This window comes from Thioprofundum lithotrophicum (assembly GCF_055387065.1).
In genome coordinates this window covers 2370370-2388055 of sequence record NZ_AP042379.1, presented here as the reverse complement: position 1 = coordinate 2388055, position 17686 = coordinate 2370370, and the positions used below count along the sequence as shown (strand labels likewise).

Below are 17686 nucleotides of genomic sequence, written 5' to 3'. Positions count from 1 at the left end.
ATTTTTCCCCGATTCGCACCTGCGCCCGGGAACAGGGCGGTCCGAACCGATTGAACCGCCTCCGTTTCAGTGGGCCTGCACAAACGCGGCCAGGGCATCGGCGGTCAGCGGTCTGGCGAGCCAGTATCCCTGAAAACGGTCGCAGCCCAGTTCCCGCAGGCGGTTGAACTGGTGTTCGGTCTCCACGCCTTCGGCCACGACCGCGTAGCCCAGGGAATGGGCCATGTCGATCATGGCGCGCACGATGGCCAGGTGGGGGCCACCCTCCTCCATGCGGGCAATGAAGCTGCGATCGATCTTGAAGACGTCGATGGGAAAGGCATGCAGGCGTGACAAAGAGGAGTAGCCGGTGCCGAAATCGTCGATGGCGATGTGAAAACCGTGGTCCGACAGCGCCGTGAGCTGGCTGCGGATCCGGCCGAACCCCCGCACCAGCGCCGTTTCGGTGATTTCCACCTCGATGGTGGAAGGCGGCAGATCATGCTGGCGGCAGATGGCCGCGAAACCGTCGCTCACGTCGCAGCCGATCACCTGGGCGGGCGAAAGGTTGATGGACAGCCGGAAACCGTCGCAGCTCACCACCGCCCCGCGGCGCCAGGCCGCCAGTTGCGCGGCGCCCTGTTCGACCACCCAGCGGCCGATGTCGACGATGGCGCCGCTCTCCTCGGCCTGGGGAATGAACCGATCCGGCGGGATCGCGCCCCGTTCGGGACTGTTCCAGCGGACCAGCACTTCGGCGCCAACCACCCGGCCGTGCGCATCGACCTGGGGCTGATAGGCCAGTTCCAGCTCGCCCCGCGCCACCACGTGGCGCACGTTGAGCATCACGAAGTTGTCGAATTCCGACTGCCGGCCCAGTTCCGCGTCGAAAACCCGGTATCCTCCACGGCTGTCACGCTTGGCCTGGCGCAACGCCTGGAGCGCGCGCTTGAGCAGTTCCCCCGGGGCATCATCGCCAGCGGCGATCGCCGCCCCCAGCGTGGCGCTCATGTTCAGGGCCTGCTGGCCGTGGGAAAAGTCCTCGCGGAAGGCGCGGCCGATGGTATCGACCAGGGCCTGACAGTGTTCGGCAAGCCCTTCGCGGTCCGCCGGCCGCACGGCGATCAGGAACTGGTCGGGGTTGTCGCGTGCCAGGAGACCATCGGCCACCAGCGACTCGAGGCGGCGGGCCGCTTCGCGGAGCATGGCATCGCCCACCGCATGGCCGAGACCATCGTTCACCTCGTGGAAACAGTCGAGGTCCACCACCAGCACGATGACGCCGCCCTCCTCCGCCAGGAGTCGTGCCAGTTCCTCCAGAAAACGGTTGCGGTTCGACAGCCCCGTGAGGCTGTCGAAATAGGCCAGGCGGCGGATGTGTTCCTCGGCGCGCCGGATCTCGGTCAGATCGACGAACATGGCCGCATAGCGCTCGGCCTCGCCATGGGCGTTGCGCAGGGCCACGATGTTCAGCCATTCGGGGTAGATCTCCCCCGACTTGCGGCGATTCCAGATTTCCCCCTGCCACTGGCCGTGGCGCTGGATGGCCCGCCACATGCGCCGGTAGAAGTGTCGGTCGTGCCGGCCGGAGGAGAGCAGCCGGGGTGTCTTGCCGCGGATCTCGTCGAGGCGGTAACCGGTGGTCCGTTCGAAAGCCGGATTGACCCACTGGATGCGCTGTGCGCGATCGGCAATCATCACGCCGTGGCTGCTCTGCTCCACCACCATGTCCATCAGCGCCTTGTCACGGCGAAGCTGCATGGTCTGGATGACCGCCGCCATGGTGGCAGCGAAATCGCGCAGGGTATCGGTTTCCTCTTCACAGGCGCGGTGCCCGGCCGGCACATAGAGCGTCAGCACGCCGAGCAGCCGCTCCCCGGCCTTGATGGGCACCACGTAATGGCCGTGATCGGCCATTCCCGGGTAGGTGATGTCATGGCGGTGATCCACGCAGCCCGCGTGCAGCAACTCGCCAGTTTCGGCCACTCGCCCGCAAAGACAGTACCCAGGCGCCACCCGTGTACATGCCCCTTGGATATGGGGTGGAAAGTTGATGTGGGTGAGCAGCTCGAGGGTGCCATCCTCGGCATCGGCAAGGAAGATCCCGCCGGCATCGGCATGCAACCAGGGCAGATGCACGAGCGTGCGCAGAATCCTGGCAAGCAGCCGGCGCAACGGCTCCACTTCCGCCTGCGCCATGAAGTGAATGGGCACCCCGTGCCCCTTGTCGACGAACTGATCCATCTGGCTCCCGAAGCTCTCCCGCCGGCGCGACACACAGCGGCGCTCGCGGGCGGTTCATTGTCTTTTTAGCGGTCAACGCAACCGGATCTTTACCGCATTTGCCCCTCTACCGCCACTGTACACGCACACTCACTGAAAGGAGTAAAGGTTTGACGGAAGAGGACGCTAAGAATGGTACACGCAGCGCTGCCCTCTCCGGCAGCAAAGCTGACTGATCTGCCAATGCTGCCTGCATGAGGTACAACAAGAATGAAGAAGAACTACCCCGTCACCAACCACGAACAACCCGTGGCGGAAGATGCCAATATCCTCACCACCACCAATCCCAAGGGCATCATCACCGATGCCAACGACGAGTTCGTGGCCATCAGCGGTTTCACCCGGGAAGAACTGGTGGGCAAGAGCCACAACATCGTGCGGCATCCCGACATGCCGCCGGCGGCCTTCGCCGATCTCTGGGCCACCATCAAGAGCGGCCAGTCGTGGATGGGCATCGTCAAGAACCGCTGCAAGAACGGCGATCACTACTGGGTGAATGCCTATGTTACTCCCATCATGCACAACGGCGAGATCGTCGAGTTTCAGTCGGTGCGGCGCAAGGCCCACCCCGAGGACATCGCCCGCGCCGAGAAGCTCTATGCCCGGCTCAATGCCGGCAAGCCGCCCCGCTGGCTGAAACGCCGGCCGATGCGCTTCCAGGTCAAGCTGGCGCTGACCTTCACCGGCGTGGCCCTGGCCACTGCCGCCGTGCCCCTGGCCATGGGCGCGATTTCGCCCGTGCAGGCCCTGCTGGCCCTCTTGCCGGCCGCGGTCATCGTACCGGCGTTCATGTGGCGGGAAGTAACGCCCATCTGCTGCAGCATCGCCAAGGCGCGCAAGATTTTCAACAACCCCATCGCCCGCTACGTGTTCACCGGCCGCAACGATGAAACGGGCACCCTACTGCTGGCCCTGCGCTACCTGGAGGCGGAGACGGCGGGCATCGTGGGCCGCATAAACGAAGCGGCCAGCAGCATCGTCCAGCAGGCCGGCAGGGTGAGCGAGGCGCTGAACGACAACCGCCAGACCGTCGATCAACAGCATCAGGAAACGGATCAGGTGGCCACGGCAGTCACCGAGATGTCGGCCAGCATCCAGGAGGTGGCCAACAATACTTCGCTCTCGGCCGAGTCGGCCACCCGGGCCAACGAGGAAGTGGGCCACAGCCGCCAGGTCGTGGATCGCACCATGGAGGCCATTCAGAGCCTGGCCGGCGACATCGAGCAGGCCAGCCAGGTGATCGCGCAACTGAGCCAGGACAGCGAACAGATCAGCTCGGTGGTCAGCGTGATCAGCGAAATCGCCGAGCAGACCAACCTGCTGGCCCTCAACGCGGCCATCGAGGCCGCCCGGGCCGGCGAGCAGGGCCGGGGCTTCGCCGTGGTGGCCGACGAGGTGCGCACCCTGGCCAACCGCACCCACGATTCCACCCGCGAGATTCAGGAGATGATCGAGCAGCTTCAAACCGGTTCCCGCCGCGCCGTGGACGTGATGGAGCAAAGCCGCCAGCAGGCCGAACAGAGCGTCTCGGCCGGGCAGGAAGCGGTGGAGTCTCTCAACGCCATCGCCGAGGCCGTGGGCGTGATCAACGACATGAGCGCCCAGATCGCCGCCGCGCTGGACGAACAGAACGCCGTGGCCCAGGAAGTGACCGAGAACATCGTCACCATCAAGCAGACCTCGGAAACCAGCGTTGACCGAATCCGGATCAGCGAGAGTGCCAGCGCGCAGATGGCCGAGGACGCCGAAGCCATGAAACGTCTGGCCCAACAGTTCTGGGACAAGCGCCGGCCCTGACTCCCGGCAGCAATCAGGCCAGGCGATTGATGTAACGCAACTTCTCGGCCTGGCCGAAGGCGTGGAAACGGCGCAGCTCAACCTGCAGCGCCCTTCCGTTCCAGGCCCACTGAAAGCGGGCCTGGAGGCGCCGGCAATAGCGGCGCGCATAGGCGTTGGCGGTCACGTAGCGCACGCGCTCCTCGGCGGCGAGATCGGCACGGTAGCGCACCGCCTCGAACAGCCAGCGCGGCAGCCAGGCCGGCAGGGTGCCCTGGCGCTGGGCCCTCAGCAGATAGCCGAGCACCGCATACTTGTCGATTTCCGCCTGCAACTCCAGCTCCAGGCGGGTGACACTGCGCGCCTCCCGGGCGCGGCTGATCAGATACAGAAAATGGCTCACGCCTTCGAGCAGGGTGCAAAAGGCGTTGATCTCCTGCCCTTCCAGGCGCTCCAGCGGGCGGCTTCGTTCCAGGGCCTCGAGCAGTTCGGGCGCCAGGTAGAGGCTCAGTTCCAGCGTCTCCTCCCCTTCCCGCACCAGCAGCTCTTCCGGCGCCGTGCTCGGTCGCCCGCGCAGAATGTGCGCAAGACGGGCATCGCTGATCACGTAGTCGTCGATGGATTCCTCCACCTCGACACCATAGAGACGTTGCAGGAGTTGCTGAAGCAGGGACAACAGGGAAGGCATGTCGGGTCAAACGGCTGGAAACACGCCTTTCAGCTTAGCCCGAACAGGGCGCCAGGTCGAGTTCATCATGCCGGTCCGGCAAGGAGGTATTCATCGTCTCAAAACAGTTTTACCTCCCATCCGTAGGGCGATGAGATGGTCTCCTCCCCCCCTTAAAAACGGCGTCACGATGCGCCAAGATGGAAGCACTTCACCATCCATCGAAGAAGGAGGAGGAGACCATGAGCAAGATTACGACGGTTGGACTGGATTTGGCAAAGCACGTGTTTCACGTGGTGTGCTGCGACGAGCGGGGCAAGGTGGTGCGCAAGCGGATGCTGAGGCGAGGGCAGGTGCTGGCGTATTTTGCGAACCTGGAGCCGGTCCTGGTGGGGATGGAAGCCTGCGCGAGCGCCCACTACTGGGCGCGGGAGCTGCAGGCACTGGGCCACGAGGTGAAGCTGATTCCGCCGCAGTACGTGAAGCCGTTTGTGCGGGGGAACAAGCACGATTACAACGACGCGCTGGCGATAGCCGAAGCGGTGGTGCGGCCGGAAATGCGGTTTGTGTCGGTGAAGACACCGGAGCAGCAGGACATCCAGGCGCTGCACCGTCTGCGCGAGCGCTGTCTTGCGGACCGCACGGCGCTGGTCAACCAGATACGGGGTCTGCTGGGGGAATACGGGATTGTTCTGCCCAAGGGGGTGAATACGCTGCGGCGTCGCCTGCCGGAGGTGCTGTCGGAGGCGGAGAATGGCCTGAGCGAGTGGTTTCGGCAGCTGTTGTGGGAGAGTTACCGGCGGTTTCAGGAGCTGGACGCGCACATTGCGTTTTACACCCGGGAACTGGAAGGCTACAGCCGCCGGAACGAGGCGGTGAAGCGGCTGCGGGCGATCCCGGGTTACGGGCCGGTGGTGGCGCCGGTTTTCTACAGCCAGATCGGCGACGGCCGGGCCTGGCGGCGGGGACGGGATGTGTCCGCATCCCTGGGTCTGGTGCCCCGCCAACACAGTAGCGGAGGGAAGGAACGGCTGCAGGGGATCAGCAAGCGGGGAGACGGCTATCTGCGCAGTCTGCTGGTGCATGGAGCGCGGTCGGTGGTGAAGGCGGCGGCGGGGAAGGATGACCGGCTCAGCCGCTGGATCAACCGGATCCGGGCGGAGCGCGGCTACAACAAGGCGGTGGTGGCGCTGGCCAACAAGATGGCCCGGATGGGGTGGGCGGTATTGAGGAACAAGACGGAATACCGGGCGGATTACCGCCCGGTCTGAAGGCGGGCAGGGCCCGCGAGGAACGATTTGGAGAGTTAGCCTGCCGACGATTGCGAAGACGCTGTGGCGAGCGATGACAAACAGGTCAGACCGGCGTATCGAAAACCTGCTTGAGCCGTAGGCTGGGACAAGCCGCTAGGGCGATTAGGACGATACGCGCAGATCTCATCGAGGCCAGAGGCGCAAAAAGCCTCACAAACAGGCCGGATATACGAGCGCAATCCTGTCCCTGTCGAAGTTTGGTACAACGTCTTGCAAAACGGGAGGAGACCATATACGGCTCAAGCGTAGCGGAGCCGCCATGTCTGGACGACACGATTTTTGCCGGCTCCGCTGCGCTTGAGCCGGCCTGCCCCCGTCCCCCACCTATCCCGTTTATGTCAGCACAATTTTGAGACGTTTAACATGCCGTCCCGTCGAGGCGCAGCCACCCGGGCCGTCTGCTGCCAATGGACAGGGTGCACGGGATTCGCTATGGTCGATGGCGATGACACCCTGTCCAGGAATCGCAAGGCCATGACCGAGCCCCTTCCGCTGCCGAGCCGCGCCGGGTTGCTGGTGCAGGGCGCGGCGCTGGTGATCATCATCGCCGGCCTCAAGCATGCGGCGCCGGTGCTGGTGCCGTTCCTGCTGGCCGTGTTCGCCGCCTTCGTGGCCATGCCGCCGCTGCTGTGGCTGCAGGGCCGTGGCCTGCCCTACTGGGCGGCGCTCACCGTGATCATCCTCGTGGGGCTGCTGCTGGATGTGCTGCTGGTGGCGGTACTCGGCGCCTCGATTACCGATTTCTCGCGCAGCTATCCCCTCTACAACCAGCGCCTGCACGAGAGCCTGGCCGGACTTCAGGCCTGGCTGGGCGCCCAGGGCATTCCCCTCTCCGAGGATTTCTTCCGCAAGGCCACGCGGGTGTTCGATCCGGGCGCCATCATGCAACTGGCCGGCAGCCTGTTCGCCAGCCTGAGCAACATGCTGACCAATGCCTTCTTCATCTTTCTGACCACCATCTTCATCCTGCTGGAGGTGCCGAGCTTTCCCCACAAGCTGCGGCAAATCAGCGCCACCGCGCAACGCACGCTCGACAGCTTTCACGTCTTCGGCCAGGATCTGTTGCGCTATCTCGCCATCAAGACCACGGTGAGCCTGATCACGGGCCTGGCGGTGGGGCTCTGGCTGGCGTTCCTCGGCGTGGACTTCGCCCTGCTGTGGGGCTTGCTGGCCTTTCTCTTCAACTTCGTGCCCAACATCGGCTCCATCATTGCGGCAATTCCGGCGGTGGTGCTGGCCCTGGTGCAAGGCGGCCTGCAACTGGCGCTGCTGACCGCCGGTGGCTATCTGACCGTGAACATCGTGATGGGCAACATTCTGGAGCCGAAGGTCATGGGGCACGGCCTCGGCCTGTCGGTGCTGGCGGTGTTCCTGTCACTGATCTTCTGGGGCTGGGTGCTGGGGCCGGTGGGCATGCTGCTGTCGGTGCCCCTGACCATGTTTCTGAAGGTGGTGCTGGGCAGCCGGGAGGAGACCCGCTGGATCGCCATCCTGATCGGCCCCGGCGACGAGGCGCGCAGGGGGATGGCGAAATAGGGCGTTAGACCGGATGAAGGGTTTTGCCGGCTCCGCTGCGCTTGAGCCGGCCTACGTACCGGCCGAGGACGTATCCGGGGGGTCGTCAGTACGCCGGCTGCGCAGGCGGGCGAGCCCGTCGATGGCCAGTTGCATGGCGCGCAGCAGGGCCGGGGCGAGCCAGGCGCGGCCCGTTTCGCTGAGCAGCCAGGGAACGACGCTCAGCAGGGCCGGCTGCCAGCGGCCTTCGCCGAGCAGACGCAGGGCCGGGGCGATGTCGAGCCCCGGATCGGCCTGGCGGAGGCGGGCCTTGGCGGTGGCGATGTCGAGCGCGGGATCCGCCGGACGCCGCCCCTGGCTGACGGCCAGGAAACGGCGGCGGGCTTCGTCGGGATTCAGCGGGTCAGCCATCGGGCGACACCGAGCAGCAGCAGGGAGAGCAACAGCGCCAGCAGGGACATGAGCAGCGCCGTCACCGGCGGCGAGAACCAGCCGAGCAGCAACTGGTAGAGGCCCCACAACAGGAAAGCGACGGCCACGCCGGCCACCAGCATGGCCAGCAGCACGATGCCGAGGCCATAACCCACGTTCATGGCATTGCGGCGCAGGGCCCGCCCCTCGGCCTCGAGCAGATCGAAGAAGGCAATGACGAGATCGGAGATGGTGGTCTTCACAAGTCCTGCTCCCTAGCGAAACGCGCCGCTGATCCGGGCCAGCAGGTAACCGACGCCGAAGGCGACCCCCACGCTGAGCAGGGGATGGGCTTCCACTTCCCGCGCCAGTTCGCGGGCCGCGGCCTCGCCGCTTTGGCGCAGTTCCTCGGCCTTGCGGCGCAGGGCTTCCAGATCGGGCGCCACGTCTTCCCCGCCACTGCCGGTTTCGGCCTCGGCCGACTCGGCCGGGCGGGATTGCAGCACCTGTTGCAGCCGGTCGTTCAGGGCGGCCACGTCTGCGCGCAGGCTTTCGAAGGCCTGCCTGAGTTCTTCCAGTTCATCCTGCGAAGTGGTGCGTGAAGTCATGGCTTCCTCCACCTAGCCCGGATATTGCACCATGTCGAGGGCGGGCGGTTACTTAAGCTATTGAAGAGCAATGGCATATTGAGGGTTATCGGCTTGTTTTGGCAAATACATTTTGTTCCTGCCCGTCCTCTGCGCCGGCCCTTGCGGATTTTCGCTCGCGCTCGCTTGCGCTTCACGAAAGCCGTAGCCATGGCTACGCCTTTCGCTCCAGCGCGGCGCGAGCGCGGCTGCAAAGTCCGCAATCATCCGGCGCCCATGGTGCAATATCCGGGCTAGGCTTCGTTGCAAGTTACGCCCGGGGGCGAGGGAGTGTCAAGCAAGGTGACGTGGCAGGCGTGGGGGCTCGGCAGGAGAGACTGGTAGCGGGTGGCAGGGGAACAGGTCGCCGGGAAGGGCTTTGCGGTTTTGCCAGCAACCCGTTCCTTGCCACCAGTTACCGCAGGGTCGCGGCGAGGGCGCCGCTCCTACGGGTGACGGGGGAAAGGCCGCGCGGGTCGCGGCTTGCGCCGCTCCTACGGGGGACGGTGAGAGACCGTGCGGGGTCGCGGCTTGCGCAGTGCCTACAGGGGGATACGGGGCACGGGGTTCAGACGCCGCAGGTGCCGGTGTCCCAGCCGAAGAAGCGGCCGTGGACCTTGCGGTAGAGCCACACGCCGATGAAGATGCCGACGCCGGTGATCAATGCCGGGAGGGCGCCCATGCCGAGCTGGACGAAGACCAGGCTCGGGCAGGCGCCGGTGATGGCCCAGCCGAAGCCGAACAGCATGCTGCCGGGGACGGTGCCCGGCTGGATGATCTTGTGCTGCCTGGGGATCCGGCGGTTGAGGATCACGTAGACGATCATGGTCAGCGCCACCGAACCGGCGAAAACGTAGAGCATGCGCAGATCGGCGAAAATGAACATCTTGTGCAGCTCGTCGTAATCGGCGAAGCCGATGCGGGTGAGCACGCCGCCGAAGATGAGGCCGACGATGCCGTAGGCCAGGTGCTGTTTCACGCGACGGACGTTCATCGGATCATCACCTCCATCAGCAGGGAGAGAAAGACGGCGCTGGCCATGAACACCGCCGTGGCCAGCAGACTGGCCGGCAGCAGGCGCGCACAGCCCGAGAGGCCGTGACCGGAGGTGCAACCACCGGCCATCTGGGTGCCGAAGCCGACCATCATGCCGCCCACCAGCAGGGCCAGCCACACTTCCCACAGGGAGCCGAAGATCCGGCTATGGGTTGCGGACAGATCCAGCCGCAATTCGAACTGGCCGGTGAACCAGGCCACCAGGAACGCGCCCACGAACATGCTGAGCAGGAACACCAAGTGCGCCGTCCAGGGCGTGGTGGATTCCAGATCGTCCAGCGACGCCGTGGCGGTCGGTTCGGCGGCTTCGTTGGTCGCGGATTCCGCCTGCAGCTCGCGGATGGCGTCCTCGCCGAACTCGGCCAGGGTCTCGGCCATGAGGGCGTTTTCCATGGCCTCGGTGTCTTCCACCAGGGCTTCGGCCGCCTCGAGCTGTTCACGGTTCTCCTTCCAGGCCACCACCTTGGCCCAGCTTCCCGAGACGCCGAGGAGCCGGCCGATCAACAGCAGATAGAGAATGCTCACGCCCCCGAGTCCGAGGGCGCCGAGCCACCAGGGCCAGTATTCCGTCATCGTTTTCGCCTCCCGACCTCAGGACGTGGCGGTCTTGAATGGATTGAGCTTGCGCAGGAAGGACACGATGCTCGACCCCTCCCTGTCCTCGGCCGATTCGTCGGCGTTTGCCTCGCGCGGCGCCGGGCTGTCGTATTCCTCCGGGCTGTGGGCCTGCATGACGGCATCGAGCCGGGCCACGCATTCGGCGTGGCCGCCGGCTTCGGCGAGATCCCGGGCCGTCTGGCCGGCCTTGTTGCGGCGGAAGGGATTGGCGTTGTGCTCCAGCAGGAACTCGACGATATCCAGGTGACCGAGGGTGGCGGCGGCCATCAGCGGCGTGGTGCCGTCACTGATGGTGGCCTCGGTGTTGGCCACGCCCGTCTTGTACATGGAGCGGATCAGCGGCAGGCGGTGCTTCTGGATGGCGTTGAAGAGGGCCGCTGCGTTGATTTCATCCTTGCTGCGCGGGGCGAGCTGCTTGCCGTTGGGCAGCAGGGTCAGGGGCACCGGCTTGCCCTCCGTGGAGAGGACATAGCGGGCGCATTTTTCGAAGTTCCCTTCGCAGTAGTGTTGCTTCCAGAGCTTGAGCGCCGGTTCCATGGCCATCAGGGGATAGAGTTCGCAATGGGTGGAGTGGCTGCAGGACATGGCTCCTCTCTCGTGGTCAGGTCAACGATGGCGCGACGGCCAGGGACTGTATCGTGTATCGGCAGAGCCGCAGTGTGACTTTAGTCTCACAGAGTCCGGCGCGATACATTTCTTGTTTTTATTTCAATGCGTTATGCAGAATATGACTAATTGCATATCCCCGCGGATGGTATCAGGATGTGATTCGTATCACAAATTGGCCCAGGCGGGAAGGCGATGGCGGGCACTCAACCGCCGGGGGGAGCCGGGGGGGCGAGCGGCTGCATGATCCGCTGGATGTCGCGCAGGCGGCGCACCCAGGGAGACCACTTGCGCAGGGCCTCGGGGAGGTTGCCGATGGCCGCCTTGGCCTCGCTCACGGTGGGATAGGCGCCGTAGACCAGGGCATACCAGTCCTGGCCCTCGCGGCGATTGCGGTAGTAACCCCCCTGCCCTTCCAGGCCGTTCTCGCGGTAATAGCGATCGATGACCCGGCGATTGGTGCTGCTGGCCAGTTGCAGGGTGTAGTGGCGGGGGTTCTGGTGGCGGATCCAGTCGTCGGGGGTCACCAGCACCAGGGCCCGGGCCTGGGGCGCCGGTTTCACCGCGCCGGCATTGAGGCGCTGGTAGGCCTGCACCAGGCCGTGCCGGGCCGCCTGGCGCAGCCAGAAGCGCACCTGCTCCGGATCGCCGCCCTGACGCTCGATGGCGATGGCCAGATCGTAGGCCGCGGCGGCATCGCCGCTCTGGGCCGGCGCCGTGAGCTGGCCGACGGCGGAGGCGAGATCGCCCGCCTGCAGGGCATCGAGGGCCGGCGCCAGGTTGCCGGCGGCCGGGAGGGGCATGGGGATCAGGGCCAGCAGAAGCAGAAGGCTTGCCGGCAGGCTGCGGCGGTGAGAGGTCGTTCCTCGACGTGCTGGCTGTGGCATCCCTGTCGCTCCGTCGTTCAGCAGGCCTGGGGACAGGCGGCGTCGATCCGGAAACGGCGGCGGTGCAACAGACACAGCCAGTCGTGCAGCAGCAGGTTGGACTGGCGCTTCTCGTCCGGCTGATACATGCGCTCGTTGGGATAGGGATAGCGGCCGCGCAGGCGGCGCTCGGCCTGGTAGCGAATCACGTCGGCCACGCAGGCGTCGTCGTAGAGGCGCACGTGGAAATCGAGCGCCTGGAGGAAACCGCTGCCTTCCGGGAAGTCCTGGCGCAGGGCCAGGACCTGGGTATAGGGGCTGTTCTCGAGCAACGTGACGATCACCCGCTCCCCGTCCTGGCGGGCCTCCATGCGGGTCCCCGGCGCCACCTCGCGCAGGAAGGGCAGCAACCGCCGCAACAGGGTGTAGTTCTTCTCGAACACCCACATGGGTGTGCGGCGGCGGATCTGGCGGATGGTGTGGCTCATGTGCTCATTCGTCGGGATCGGGCGGTGTTTTTCCTTGCATCGGCCGGTGTGGCGATTGACTTTAGCCGATGGGGAAAATGGCTGCGGTTTGCCGAGTGTAGCGAGGGGAGGGCCTTTCGACAAGAATGGGGGGTGGTGCGTCTGCGGGTGGGGGAAGCATCGGGGGGTATCGCGGCTTGCGCCGCTCCTACACAGGTGAAGGGGGAAGGCATCGCAGGCGTGTCGCGGCGGGGGCGCCGCTCCTGCGGGTGGGGGAAGCATCGGGGGTATCGCGGCTTGCGCCGCTCCTACGGGTGGGGGAAGCATCGTGGGGGTATCGCGGCTTGCGCCGCGCCTACGCAGGTGAAGGGGGAAAGCATGGCGGGTGTGTCGTGGCTTGTGCCGCGCCTGGGGCGTGGTGGCCAGGGCAGGCGCGGTGGCGGCCCCGCCGTGATGGGGTGTGGCGGGGCCGGGATATGCGGGGGTTACAGTACGAGGACCGATTCGAGGCGTTCGAGGTCGTTGACGACCTGCCAGGAGCCGCCGCCGGATTCGACCCGTTCCTGCCAGGCGGCGAGGCGGTTGAGGTATTCGCGGGGGTCCACGTTGTCGGAGCGCAGCTTGGTGACGTTGAGGGCCACGACCTTGAAGCCGCCCAGTTGCAGGGGGATGTCGCGCACGTAGCCTTCCTTCAGGTCCTCTTTCAAATCCGAGAAGATCAGGATGGTCTTGTGGCCGGCGCGGGATTCGTTGAGCCATTCGATGGCCTGCAGCATGCCGCCGGTGATGTCGGTGTAGGCGCTGCCCTTGACCGACTTGACGAAGCGGTCGATGCGGTCGCGGAATTCGCGCTTCTGCTGGTTGGCGCGGCTGGGCCGATCGTCGAAGGTGACCTTGGCGATGATGTCCTTCTCGCTGAAGCTGCCGGTATCGACCCGGGCCACGGCGAAGGAGTCGCCGGGCTGCAGGTTGGCGAGGATGTAGTTGATCACCCGCTGGGCCTGTTTCAGTTCCCTGGTGTAGGTGCCCGAGGTGTCCATCAGCATGTAGACGCCGCGGGTGCGCGGGGTGTCGTCACCGCAGGCGGCCAGCAGGGTGGCGGACAGCAGCAGTGCCGTGAGATTGCGCAGGCGGCGGATCATGAGGCCACCTCCTGGAAGTCCTGCGACTTCTCGCCGGGCGGGGCGGCGGCCCGCTTCTGCTGGATCAGGCGCTCGACCCACAGGGGCGCGAAAATCACCAGGTCATAGAAGTTGTTGAAGGCGATGCCGGCATAGCGGGCGCCGTTGCCAAGCACCCGCAGCAGCCAGGCCAGGCTGCGCAGCAGGCCCACGCCGAGAAGCCCGAACACGGTGCGCAGGGAGTGCACGAAGGTCTCCAGCGGGATGGCCACGAACATCAGGGCGAAGGGCAGCACGAAGCCCATGCCCATCTGCGCCGCGGTGGTGATCCACAGATAGGAACTCTGGGTGAGCTGAGCCGTCTCGTCGCCCCGCAGCAGGGCACGGGTGGCGGCATCCTCTTCCATCAGCAGTTCGCGCATGAAGGCCAGGCCGGCCTCGACGGTGGCCAGGAACAGCAGGATGAAGAAGAAGGTCCAGGCCATGCGCACCCGGGTCTTGTCGTTGAGGGCGCCGATCACCGGGAACAGGCGGGTGATGCGCAGGGCCTCCATGAGGAACAGCCCCATGGTCAGCTCCACGAGAATGATCACCAGGGCCGCCACGTTGTTGAGCTGGAAGCCCAGGATCATGCTGGTGCCGCCGACCATCTCCGACAGGGGCCGGGCGATGAGGTGGAAATTGATCAGCGCCCCGCCCACGGCGATGGCCAGCACGAAGGCGGAGATGAAGAACCGGGTCAGCGACGAGGAGGAGAGCATGCGCACGGCCGGATCGGTCTGCTGGATGATGGCCTCGTAGTTCTCCATGTGCCGGTCGATGGCGGCGGAACGCTGCAGCAGGCTGGTGACGTTCTTGTCCACCTGGCCGAGGAGCTGCTGCAGCTTGCGCCAGTGGGGCATCATGCGGTTGAGGATGCGATGCCGCTCGTGGCTCTCCTTGCGGTATTCCTCGATGGCCTTGATGCTGGCCTTGTTGAGGGACTGGTGGATGTCTTCCAGCACCCGGCCGACCATGGGGTCGCCCTTGGCGGCGGGAATCTTGGCCACCGCCTCCACGGCCTTGACCCAGCCGGGCGGGGCCGGGGGGACCTCGATGCTGGCGTTGTAGTCTTCGTCGATCTTGAGGATCTCTTCGCTCAGGTGGCGGTGCAGGGCCGGATACTCGGCCAGATCCCGGCGCACGGTGGCGTCGATGCGTTCGAATTCCCGCTCGATCTGCCGTTCGGTGGCTTCCCGCCCCTGTTCGAGCAGCACCTCGCGGTTGCGCTGTTGCAGCCGCTGTTCGGCCCCGCTGACGGCGCGGGCGCTGAGACGCATGGCGTTGTGCACCACGCGCGCGAGGGCGCTGATGGTGCGGTGGGCATGGCTGCGCGCCAGGTACAGGACGATGGTGATGCCGATGAACCAGATGAGCCCGGACAGCAGGGGGCTGGGGGTGATCATGTAGATGTTCGAGACGGACATCGTGCTCTCCTCATGGTGGGTACCGCCGACCGGTGTGCCCCGGTCTGGGGAACGTTCATCATAGCGCCCAGGGGGCGTGACAAACCGTGGCGCGGATCACACTATGTTATGGGTCCGGTACGGTTGACTGGATGAAGACTGCCGGCATGTCGGCTCCGCTGCGCTAGAGCCGATCTACGAGGCTGCGGTGCGAGCACACCCTGCGGTTCTTTTGCCTTTGTCACTTCCCAGTATAGTCGCTGAGGAAGCCGCGCAGGCGGTTGTGGGCCTGGCTCAGGAGCTGGCTGATCCGGGATTCGCTGACGCCGAGGATTTCGCCGATCTCGCGCAGGTTGAATTCCTCGTCGTAGTAGAGACTGACCACCAGTTTCTCCCGTTCGGGCAGGGCTTCGATGGCTTCGATGAGGTTGTCGCGGAACTGTTCTTCCTGCAGCCCGTCGCAGGGGCCGGCGGCATGGGAGCGTCCGTCCAGGCCCAGGCCGTCCTCGTCCACGCCCAGATCGACGAAGCTGTGGATGCGGCAGGCGTTGGATTCCTGCAGGAGCCGGTGGTATTCCTCGAGGCTGATGTTCATCTCGGCGGCGATTTCCGAGGCCCGGGCCTCGCGCCCGGTGCGGTCCTCGATGCGCTTGACCACCTCGTGCAGTTCGCGGGCCTTGCGGTGCACCGACTTGGGCGCCCAGTCGTTGCGCCGCAGCTCGTCGAGCATGGCGCCGCGGATGCGGATGGTGGCGTAGGTCTCGAAACTGGCGCCCTGGCTGGGGTCGTACTGCTGCCAGGCGTCGAGCAGGCCGATCATGCCCACCTGGATGAGGTCGTCCACCAGCACCGAGGCCGGCAGACGGGCCTTGAGGTGATAGGCGATGCGCTGCACCAGGGGCGCATGCTGTTCGATGAGGTCGTCGGCTTCGTGCGTCTTCTGTACGGGATACATGCTCTGGCTCGTCCTGCAGGGCCCGCCAGCCGGCTGTGGCTGTCGGCGCGTGTCTCTCTGTGTCGACAGACCCGGGAAAAACTTGAGAACCCGGTCACCTTTTTCCGGGCCGCCGCCCGGGGAAGGGGCGCGGCCGTCCGTGGCGGATTCATTGCAGGATTCGTGCCGGAGGGCGGCGAGCCGGCCGGCGAGGGAGAAATCGTCTGAAAAGACAGATGGTTATGAAGATCACTCGGCGCGCGCGAGGGCCAGCAGGCGGGCGGCGATGCGCGGCAGCGGCAATTCCTCGTCGGCCGCGCCAATTCTTGCCGCCTCGCCCGGCATGCCCCAGACCACCGAGGTGCGTTCGTCCTGGATGAGGGTGGGCGCGCCGTTCTCGCGCATCTCCAGCAGGCCGCGGGCGCCGTCGTCGCCCATGCCGGTGAGCAGCGCGCCGATGGCATTGGGGCCCACGTGCTGAGCCACCGCGCGGAACATCACGTCCACGCTCGGCTTGTGGCGGTTGACCGGCGGGCCGTCGTTGAGGCGGCACAGATAGCGGGCGCCGCTGCGCTCCACCAGCAGATGCCGATCGCCGGGCGCGATGTAGACGTGGCCCGGCAGGATCTGCTGGCCGTCGGCGGCCTCGCAGACGGTCATGGCCGAATGGCGATCCATGCGCGCGGCGAAGGGGGCGCTGAAGGCGGCCGGGATGTGCTGGCTGATCACGATGCCCGGCGCGTCGGCCGGCAGGGCCTCGAGGATCTCGCGGATCGCCTCGGTGCCGCCGGTGGAGGCGCCGATGGCGATGATCCGCTCGGTGGTGCGGAAGGTCCGCCGCCCGCCCCGGGCGATCACCGCATCGGCACTGAGCTTGGGATCCACGGCGGGCAGATCGTCCGGCGTGGCCTGCCGGCGGCGAGCCAGGCGGTCGGCCAGGGGCTGCACGTCCACCCGGGCGGCCATGGCCACCTTCTCGCGGATGGTGTCGGCATATTCCTCGAGGCCCTGGGCCACGCCGATCTTCGGCTTGGAGACGAAGTCCACCGCGCCCAGCTCCAGGGCCTGCAGGGTGATCTCGGCCCCCTGCTCGGTGAGCGAGGAGATCATCACCACCGGCATGGGACGCAGGCGCATGAGATTGCGCAGGAAGGTCACGCCGTCCATGCGCGGCATCTCCACGTCCAGGGTCAGCACGTCGGGATTGAGTTGCTTGATCTTCTCCCGGGCGTCGTAGGGATCCTTGGCGGTGCCGAGCACTTCGAAGCGGGGATCGGTGCCCAGGATTTCGCTCAGCACCTGGCGCACCAGGGCCGAGTCGTCGACGATCAGCACGCGAATCGGTTGCATGACTTCTCCTTCAGAACAGCTCCACGTCGCCGGCCACCGGCTGCTGCACCAGCGCCTCGCGGTAGTCCAGTTCGCGGCGGACGATGGTGTCGTTGTGCATGTGCCGCAGGCGCTTGACCCGGGCGCGGCCGGTGGCCGGGAAATACATGACCTTGCGCGGATAGATGTCGCCCGTGTCCTCGGCCACCAGCGTCAGCCCTTCGGTGCGGATGTACTCGTGCACGAAGTCGATGTTGCGCCGGCCGATGTCGAGGGTGCGCATGTTGCGGATGATCTGGCCGCCGCCGAAGATCTTCACTTCCAGGTTCTCCCGCCGTCCGCCGTTTTTCAGGATCTCGTTGATGAGCTGTTCCATGGCATGGTTGCCGTAGCGGGTGGCCAGGCTGCCCGGCTGCAGCAGCCGCTCGCCCCCGCCGTCGTCGGGCAGCATGAAGTGGTTCATGCCGCCGATCCCGAACACCCGGTCGCGGATGCAGGCGGCCACGCAGGAGCCGAGCACGGTGACGATGGCCTCGTCGTGCAGGGTCACGTAGAACTGGCCCGGCAGGATCTTGGCCGCATACAGGCGGTGCACCTTGTCCCAGTAGCGGTTGATGTGCTCGAAACCGCGCAGAGTGGTGGCGGGAGCGACGGGCGCCGGGCGGGCGGCCATG

Annotated in this window: 18 protein-coding genes; 3 read left to right on the top strand and 15 right to left on the bottom strand. The window is 66.0% G+C overall.

The window, feature by feature from the left end:
- Nucleotides 1-66: 66 nt before the first annotated feature.
- The gene (locus ACZ5BH_RS11355) at nucleotides 67-2223 is read right to left on the bottom strand and encodes an EAL domain-containing protein (RefSeq protein ID WP_464889379.1); all 2157 of its coding nucleotides are present in this window, start codon (nucleotides 2221-2223) and stop codon (nucleotides 67-69) included.
- Between the two features lie 249 nt (nucleotides 2224-2472).
- Between ACZ5BH_RS11355 and ACZ5BH_RS11350 the strand changes: the two genes are divergently transcribed.
- The gene (locus tag ACZ5BH_RS11350) at nucleotides 2473-4059 is read left to right on the top strand and encodes a methyl-accepting chemotaxis protein (RefSeq protein ID WP_464889378.1); all 1587 of its coding nucleotides are present in this window, start codon (nucleotides 2473-2475) and stop codon (nucleotides 4057-4059) included.
- Between the two features lie 13 nt (nucleotides 4060-4072).
- On the opposite strand, the gene ACZ5BH_RS11345 is transcribed toward ACZ5BH_RS11350, so the two are convergent.
- The gene (locus tag ACZ5BH_RS11345) at nucleotides 4073-4726 is read right to left on the bottom strand and encodes a hypothetical protein (protein ID WP_464889377.1); all 654 of its coding nucleotides are present in this window, start codon (nucleotides 4724-4726) and stop codon (nucleotides 4073-4075) included.
- Between the two features lie 221 nt (nucleotides 4727-4947).
- Here ACZ5BH_RS11345 and ACZ5BH_RS11340 point away from each other — a divergent pair, with 221 nt between their 5' ends.
- Together ACZ5BH_RS11340 and ACZ5BH_RS11335 are read left to right on the top strand one after the other, a co-directional pair.
- Nucleotides 4948-5976 (top strand): IS110 family RNA-guided transposase, encoded by a 1029-nt coding sequence (locus ACZ5BH_RS11340; RefSeq protein WP_464891200.1) that lies wholly within the window; start codon nucleotides 4948-4950, stop codon nucleotides 5974-5976.
- 516 nt (nucleotides 5977-6492) lie between these two features.
- A complete protein-coding gene (locus ACZ5BH_RS11335) occupies nucleotides 6493-7554 on the top strand; it encodes an AI-2E family transporter (RefSeq protein WP_464889376.1) in 1062 nt (353 codons plus the stop codon).
- Between the two features lie 51 nt (nucleotides 7555-7605).
- Here the strand turns inward: ACZ5BH_RS11335 and ACZ5BH_RS11330 are convergent, their stop codons facing one another.
- The 13 genes from ACZ5BH_RS11330 to cheD all read right to left on the bottom strand — a co-directional run bounded on the left by ACZ5BH_RS11330 (nucleotide 7606) and on the right by cheD (nucleotide 17685).
- A complete protein-coding gene (locus ACZ5BH_RS11330) occupies nucleotides 7606-7944 on the bottom strand; it encodes a hypothetical protein (RefSeq protein WP_464889375.1) in 339 nt (112 codons plus the stop codon).
- Nucleotides 7929-8207, bottom strand: coding sequence for a hypothetical protein (locus ACZ5BH_RS11325; RefSeq protein WP_464889374.1), 279 nt, complete (start codon nucleotides 8205-8207; stop codon nucleotides 7929-7931). Before ACZ5BH_RS11325 ends, ACZ5BH_RS11330 begins: the two co-directional genes overlap by 16 nt.
- A gap of 12 nt (nucleotides 8208-8219) precedes the next feature.
- Entirely contained in the window at nucleotides 8220-8552 is a 333-nt protein-coding gene (locus tag ACZ5BH_RS11320; protein WP_464889373.1) for a hypothetical protein, read from the bottom strand.
- 586 nt (nucleotides 8553-9138) lie between these two features.
- Nucleotides 9139-9564 (bottom strand): YeeE/YedE thiosulfate transporter family protein, encoded by a 426-nt coding sequence (locus ACZ5BH_RS11315; protein ID WP_464889372.1) that lies wholly within the window; start codon nucleotides 9562-9564, stop codon nucleotides 9139-9141.
- Nucleotides 9561-10199: a YeeE/YedE family protein gene (locus ACZ5BH_RS11310; RefSeq protein ID WP_464889371.1), complete on the bottom strand. Its 639-nt coding sequence runs from the start codon at nucleotides 10197-10199 to the stop codon at nucleotides 9561-9563. The genes ACZ5BH_RS11315 and ACZ5BH_RS11310 overlap by 4 nt, the downstream gene beginning before the upstream one ends.
- An 18-nt stretch (nucleotides 10200-10217) precedes the next feature.
- On the bottom strand, nucleotides 10218-10829 hold the full coding sequence (locus ACZ5BH_RS11305) for an ankyrin repeat domain-containing protein (protein ID WP_464889370.1): 612 nt from the start codon (nucleotides 10827-10829) through the stop codon (nucleotides 10218-10220).
- A gap of 227 nt (nucleotides 10830-11056) precedes the next feature.
- Nucleotides 11057-11737 (bottom strand): SPOR domain-containing protein, encoded by a 681-nt coding sequence (locus tag ACZ5BH_RS11300; protein WP_464889369.1) that lies wholly within the window; start codon nucleotides 11735-11737, stop codon nucleotides 11057-11059.
- A gap of 17 nt (nucleotides 11738-11754) precedes the next feature.
- A complete protein-coding gene (locus ACZ5BH_RS11295) occupies nucleotides 11755-12204 on the bottom strand; it encodes a DUF1249 domain-containing protein (RefSeq protein ID WP_464889368.1) in 450 nt (149 codons plus the stop codon).
- Nucleotides 12205-12668: 464 nt separating this feature from the next.
- On the bottom strand, nucleotides 12669-13325 hold the full coding sequence (locus tag ACZ5BH_RS11290) for a vWA domain-containing protein (RefSeq protein WP_464889367.1): 657 nt from the start codon (nucleotides 13323-13325) through the stop codon (nucleotides 12669-12671).
- Nucleotides 13322-14770 carry a hypothetical protein gene (locus tag ACZ5BH_RS11285; RefSeq protein ID WP_464889366.1) on the bottom strand — a complete coding sequence of 483 codons (1449 nt, stop codon included), beginning with the start codon at nucleotides 14768-14770 and terminating at the stop codon, nucleotides 13322-13324. Before ACZ5BH_RS11285 ends, ACZ5BH_RS11290 begins: the two co-directional genes overlap by 4 nt.
- Before the next feature lie 220 nt (nucleotides 14771-14990).
- Nucleotides 14991-15704 (bottom strand): RNA polymerase sigma factor FliA, encoded by a 714-nt coding sequence (locus ACZ5BH_RS11280; protein WP_464889365.1) that lies wholly within the window; start codon nucleotides 15702-15704, stop codon nucleotides 14991-14993.
- Nucleotides 15705-15932: 228 nt separating this feature from the next.
- On the bottom strand, nucleotides 15933-17033 hold the full coding sequence (locus ACZ5BH_RS11275) for a protein-glutamate methylesterase/protein-glutamine glutaminase (RefSeq protein WP_464889364.1): 1101 nt from the start codon (nucleotides 17031-17033) through the stop codon (nucleotides 15933-15935).
- A 10-nt stretch (nucleotides 17034-17043) separates the two neighbouring features.
- Nucleotides 17044-17685, bottom strand: coding sequence for a chemoreceptor glutamine deamidase CheD (gene cheD / locus ACZ5BH_RS11270; protein WP_464889363.1), 642 nt, complete (start codon nucleotides 17683-17685; stop codon nucleotides 17044-17046).
- Nucleotide 17686 lies beyond the last annotated feature (1 nt).

Coding starts and splice junctions, on each gene's coding strand:
- ACZ5BH_RS11355 (WP_464889379.1), bottom strand. CDS start 2,223: ATGGATCAGTTCGTCGACAAGGGGCACGGGGTGCCCATTCACTTCATG.
- ACZ5BH_RS11350 (WP_464889378.1), top strand. CDS start 2,473: ATGAAGAAGAACTACCCCGTCACCAACCACGAACAACCCGTGGCGGAA.
- ACZ5BH_RS11345 (WP_464889377.1), bottom strand. CDS start 4,726: ATGCCTTCCCTGTTGTCCCTGCTTCAGCAACTCCTGCAACGTCTCTAT.
- ACZ5BH_RS11340 (WP_464891200.1), top strand. CDS start 4,948: ATGAGCAAGATTACGACGGTTGGACTGGATTTGGCAAAGCACGTGTTT.
- ACZ5BH_RS11335 (WP_464889376.1), top strand. CDS start 6,493: ATGACCGAGCCCCTTCCGCTGCCGAGCCGCGCCGGGTTGCTGGTGCAG.
- ACZ5BH_RS11330 (WP_464889375.1), bottom strand. CDS start 7,944: ATGGCTGACCCGCTGAATCCCGACGAAGCCCGCCGCCGTTTCCTGGCC.
- ACZ5BH_RS11320 (WP_464889373.1), bottom strand. CDS start 8,552: ATGACTTCACGCACCACTTCGCAGGATGAACTGGAAGAACTCAGGCAG.
- ACZ5BH_RS11315 (WP_464889372.1), bottom strand. CDS start 9,564: ATGAACGTCCGTCGCGTGAAACAGCACCTGGCCTACGGCATCGTCGGC.
- ACZ5BH_RS11310 (WP_464889371.1), bottom strand. CDS start 10,199: ATGACGGAATACTGGCCCTGGTGGCTCGGCGCCCTCGGACTCGGGGGC.
- ACZ5BH_RS11305 (WP_464889370.1), bottom strand. CDS start 10,829: ATGTCCTGCAGCCACTCCACCCATTGCGAACTCTATCCCCTGATGGCC.
- ACZ5BH_RS11300 (WP_464889369.1), bottom strand. CDS start 11,737: ATGCCACAGCCAGCACGTCGAGGAACGACCTCTCACCGCCGCAGCCTG.
- ACZ5BH_RS11295 (WP_464889368.1), bottom strand. CDS start 12,204: ATGAGCCACACCATCCGCCAGATCCGCCGCCGCACACCCATGTGGGTG.
- ACZ5BH_RS11290 (WP_464889367.1), bottom strand. CDS start 13,325: ATGATCCGCCGCCTGCGCAATCTCACGGCACTGCTGCTGTCCGCCACC.
- ACZ5BH_RS11285 (WP_464889366.1), bottom strand. CDS start 14,770: ATGTCCGTCTCGAACATCTACATGATCACCCCCAGCCCCCTGCTGTCC.
- ACZ5BH_RS11280 (WP_464889365.1), bottom strand. CDS start 15,704: ATGTATCCCGTACAGAAGACGCACGAAGCCGACGACCTCATCGAACAG.
- ACZ5BH_RS11275 (WP_464889364.1), bottom strand. CDS start 17,033: ATGCAACCGATTCGCGTGCTGATCGTCGACGACTCGGCCCTGGTGCGC.
- cheD (WP_464889363.1), bottom strand. CDS start 17,685: ATGGCCGCCCGCCCGGCGCCCGTCGCTCCCGCCACCACTCTGCGCGGT.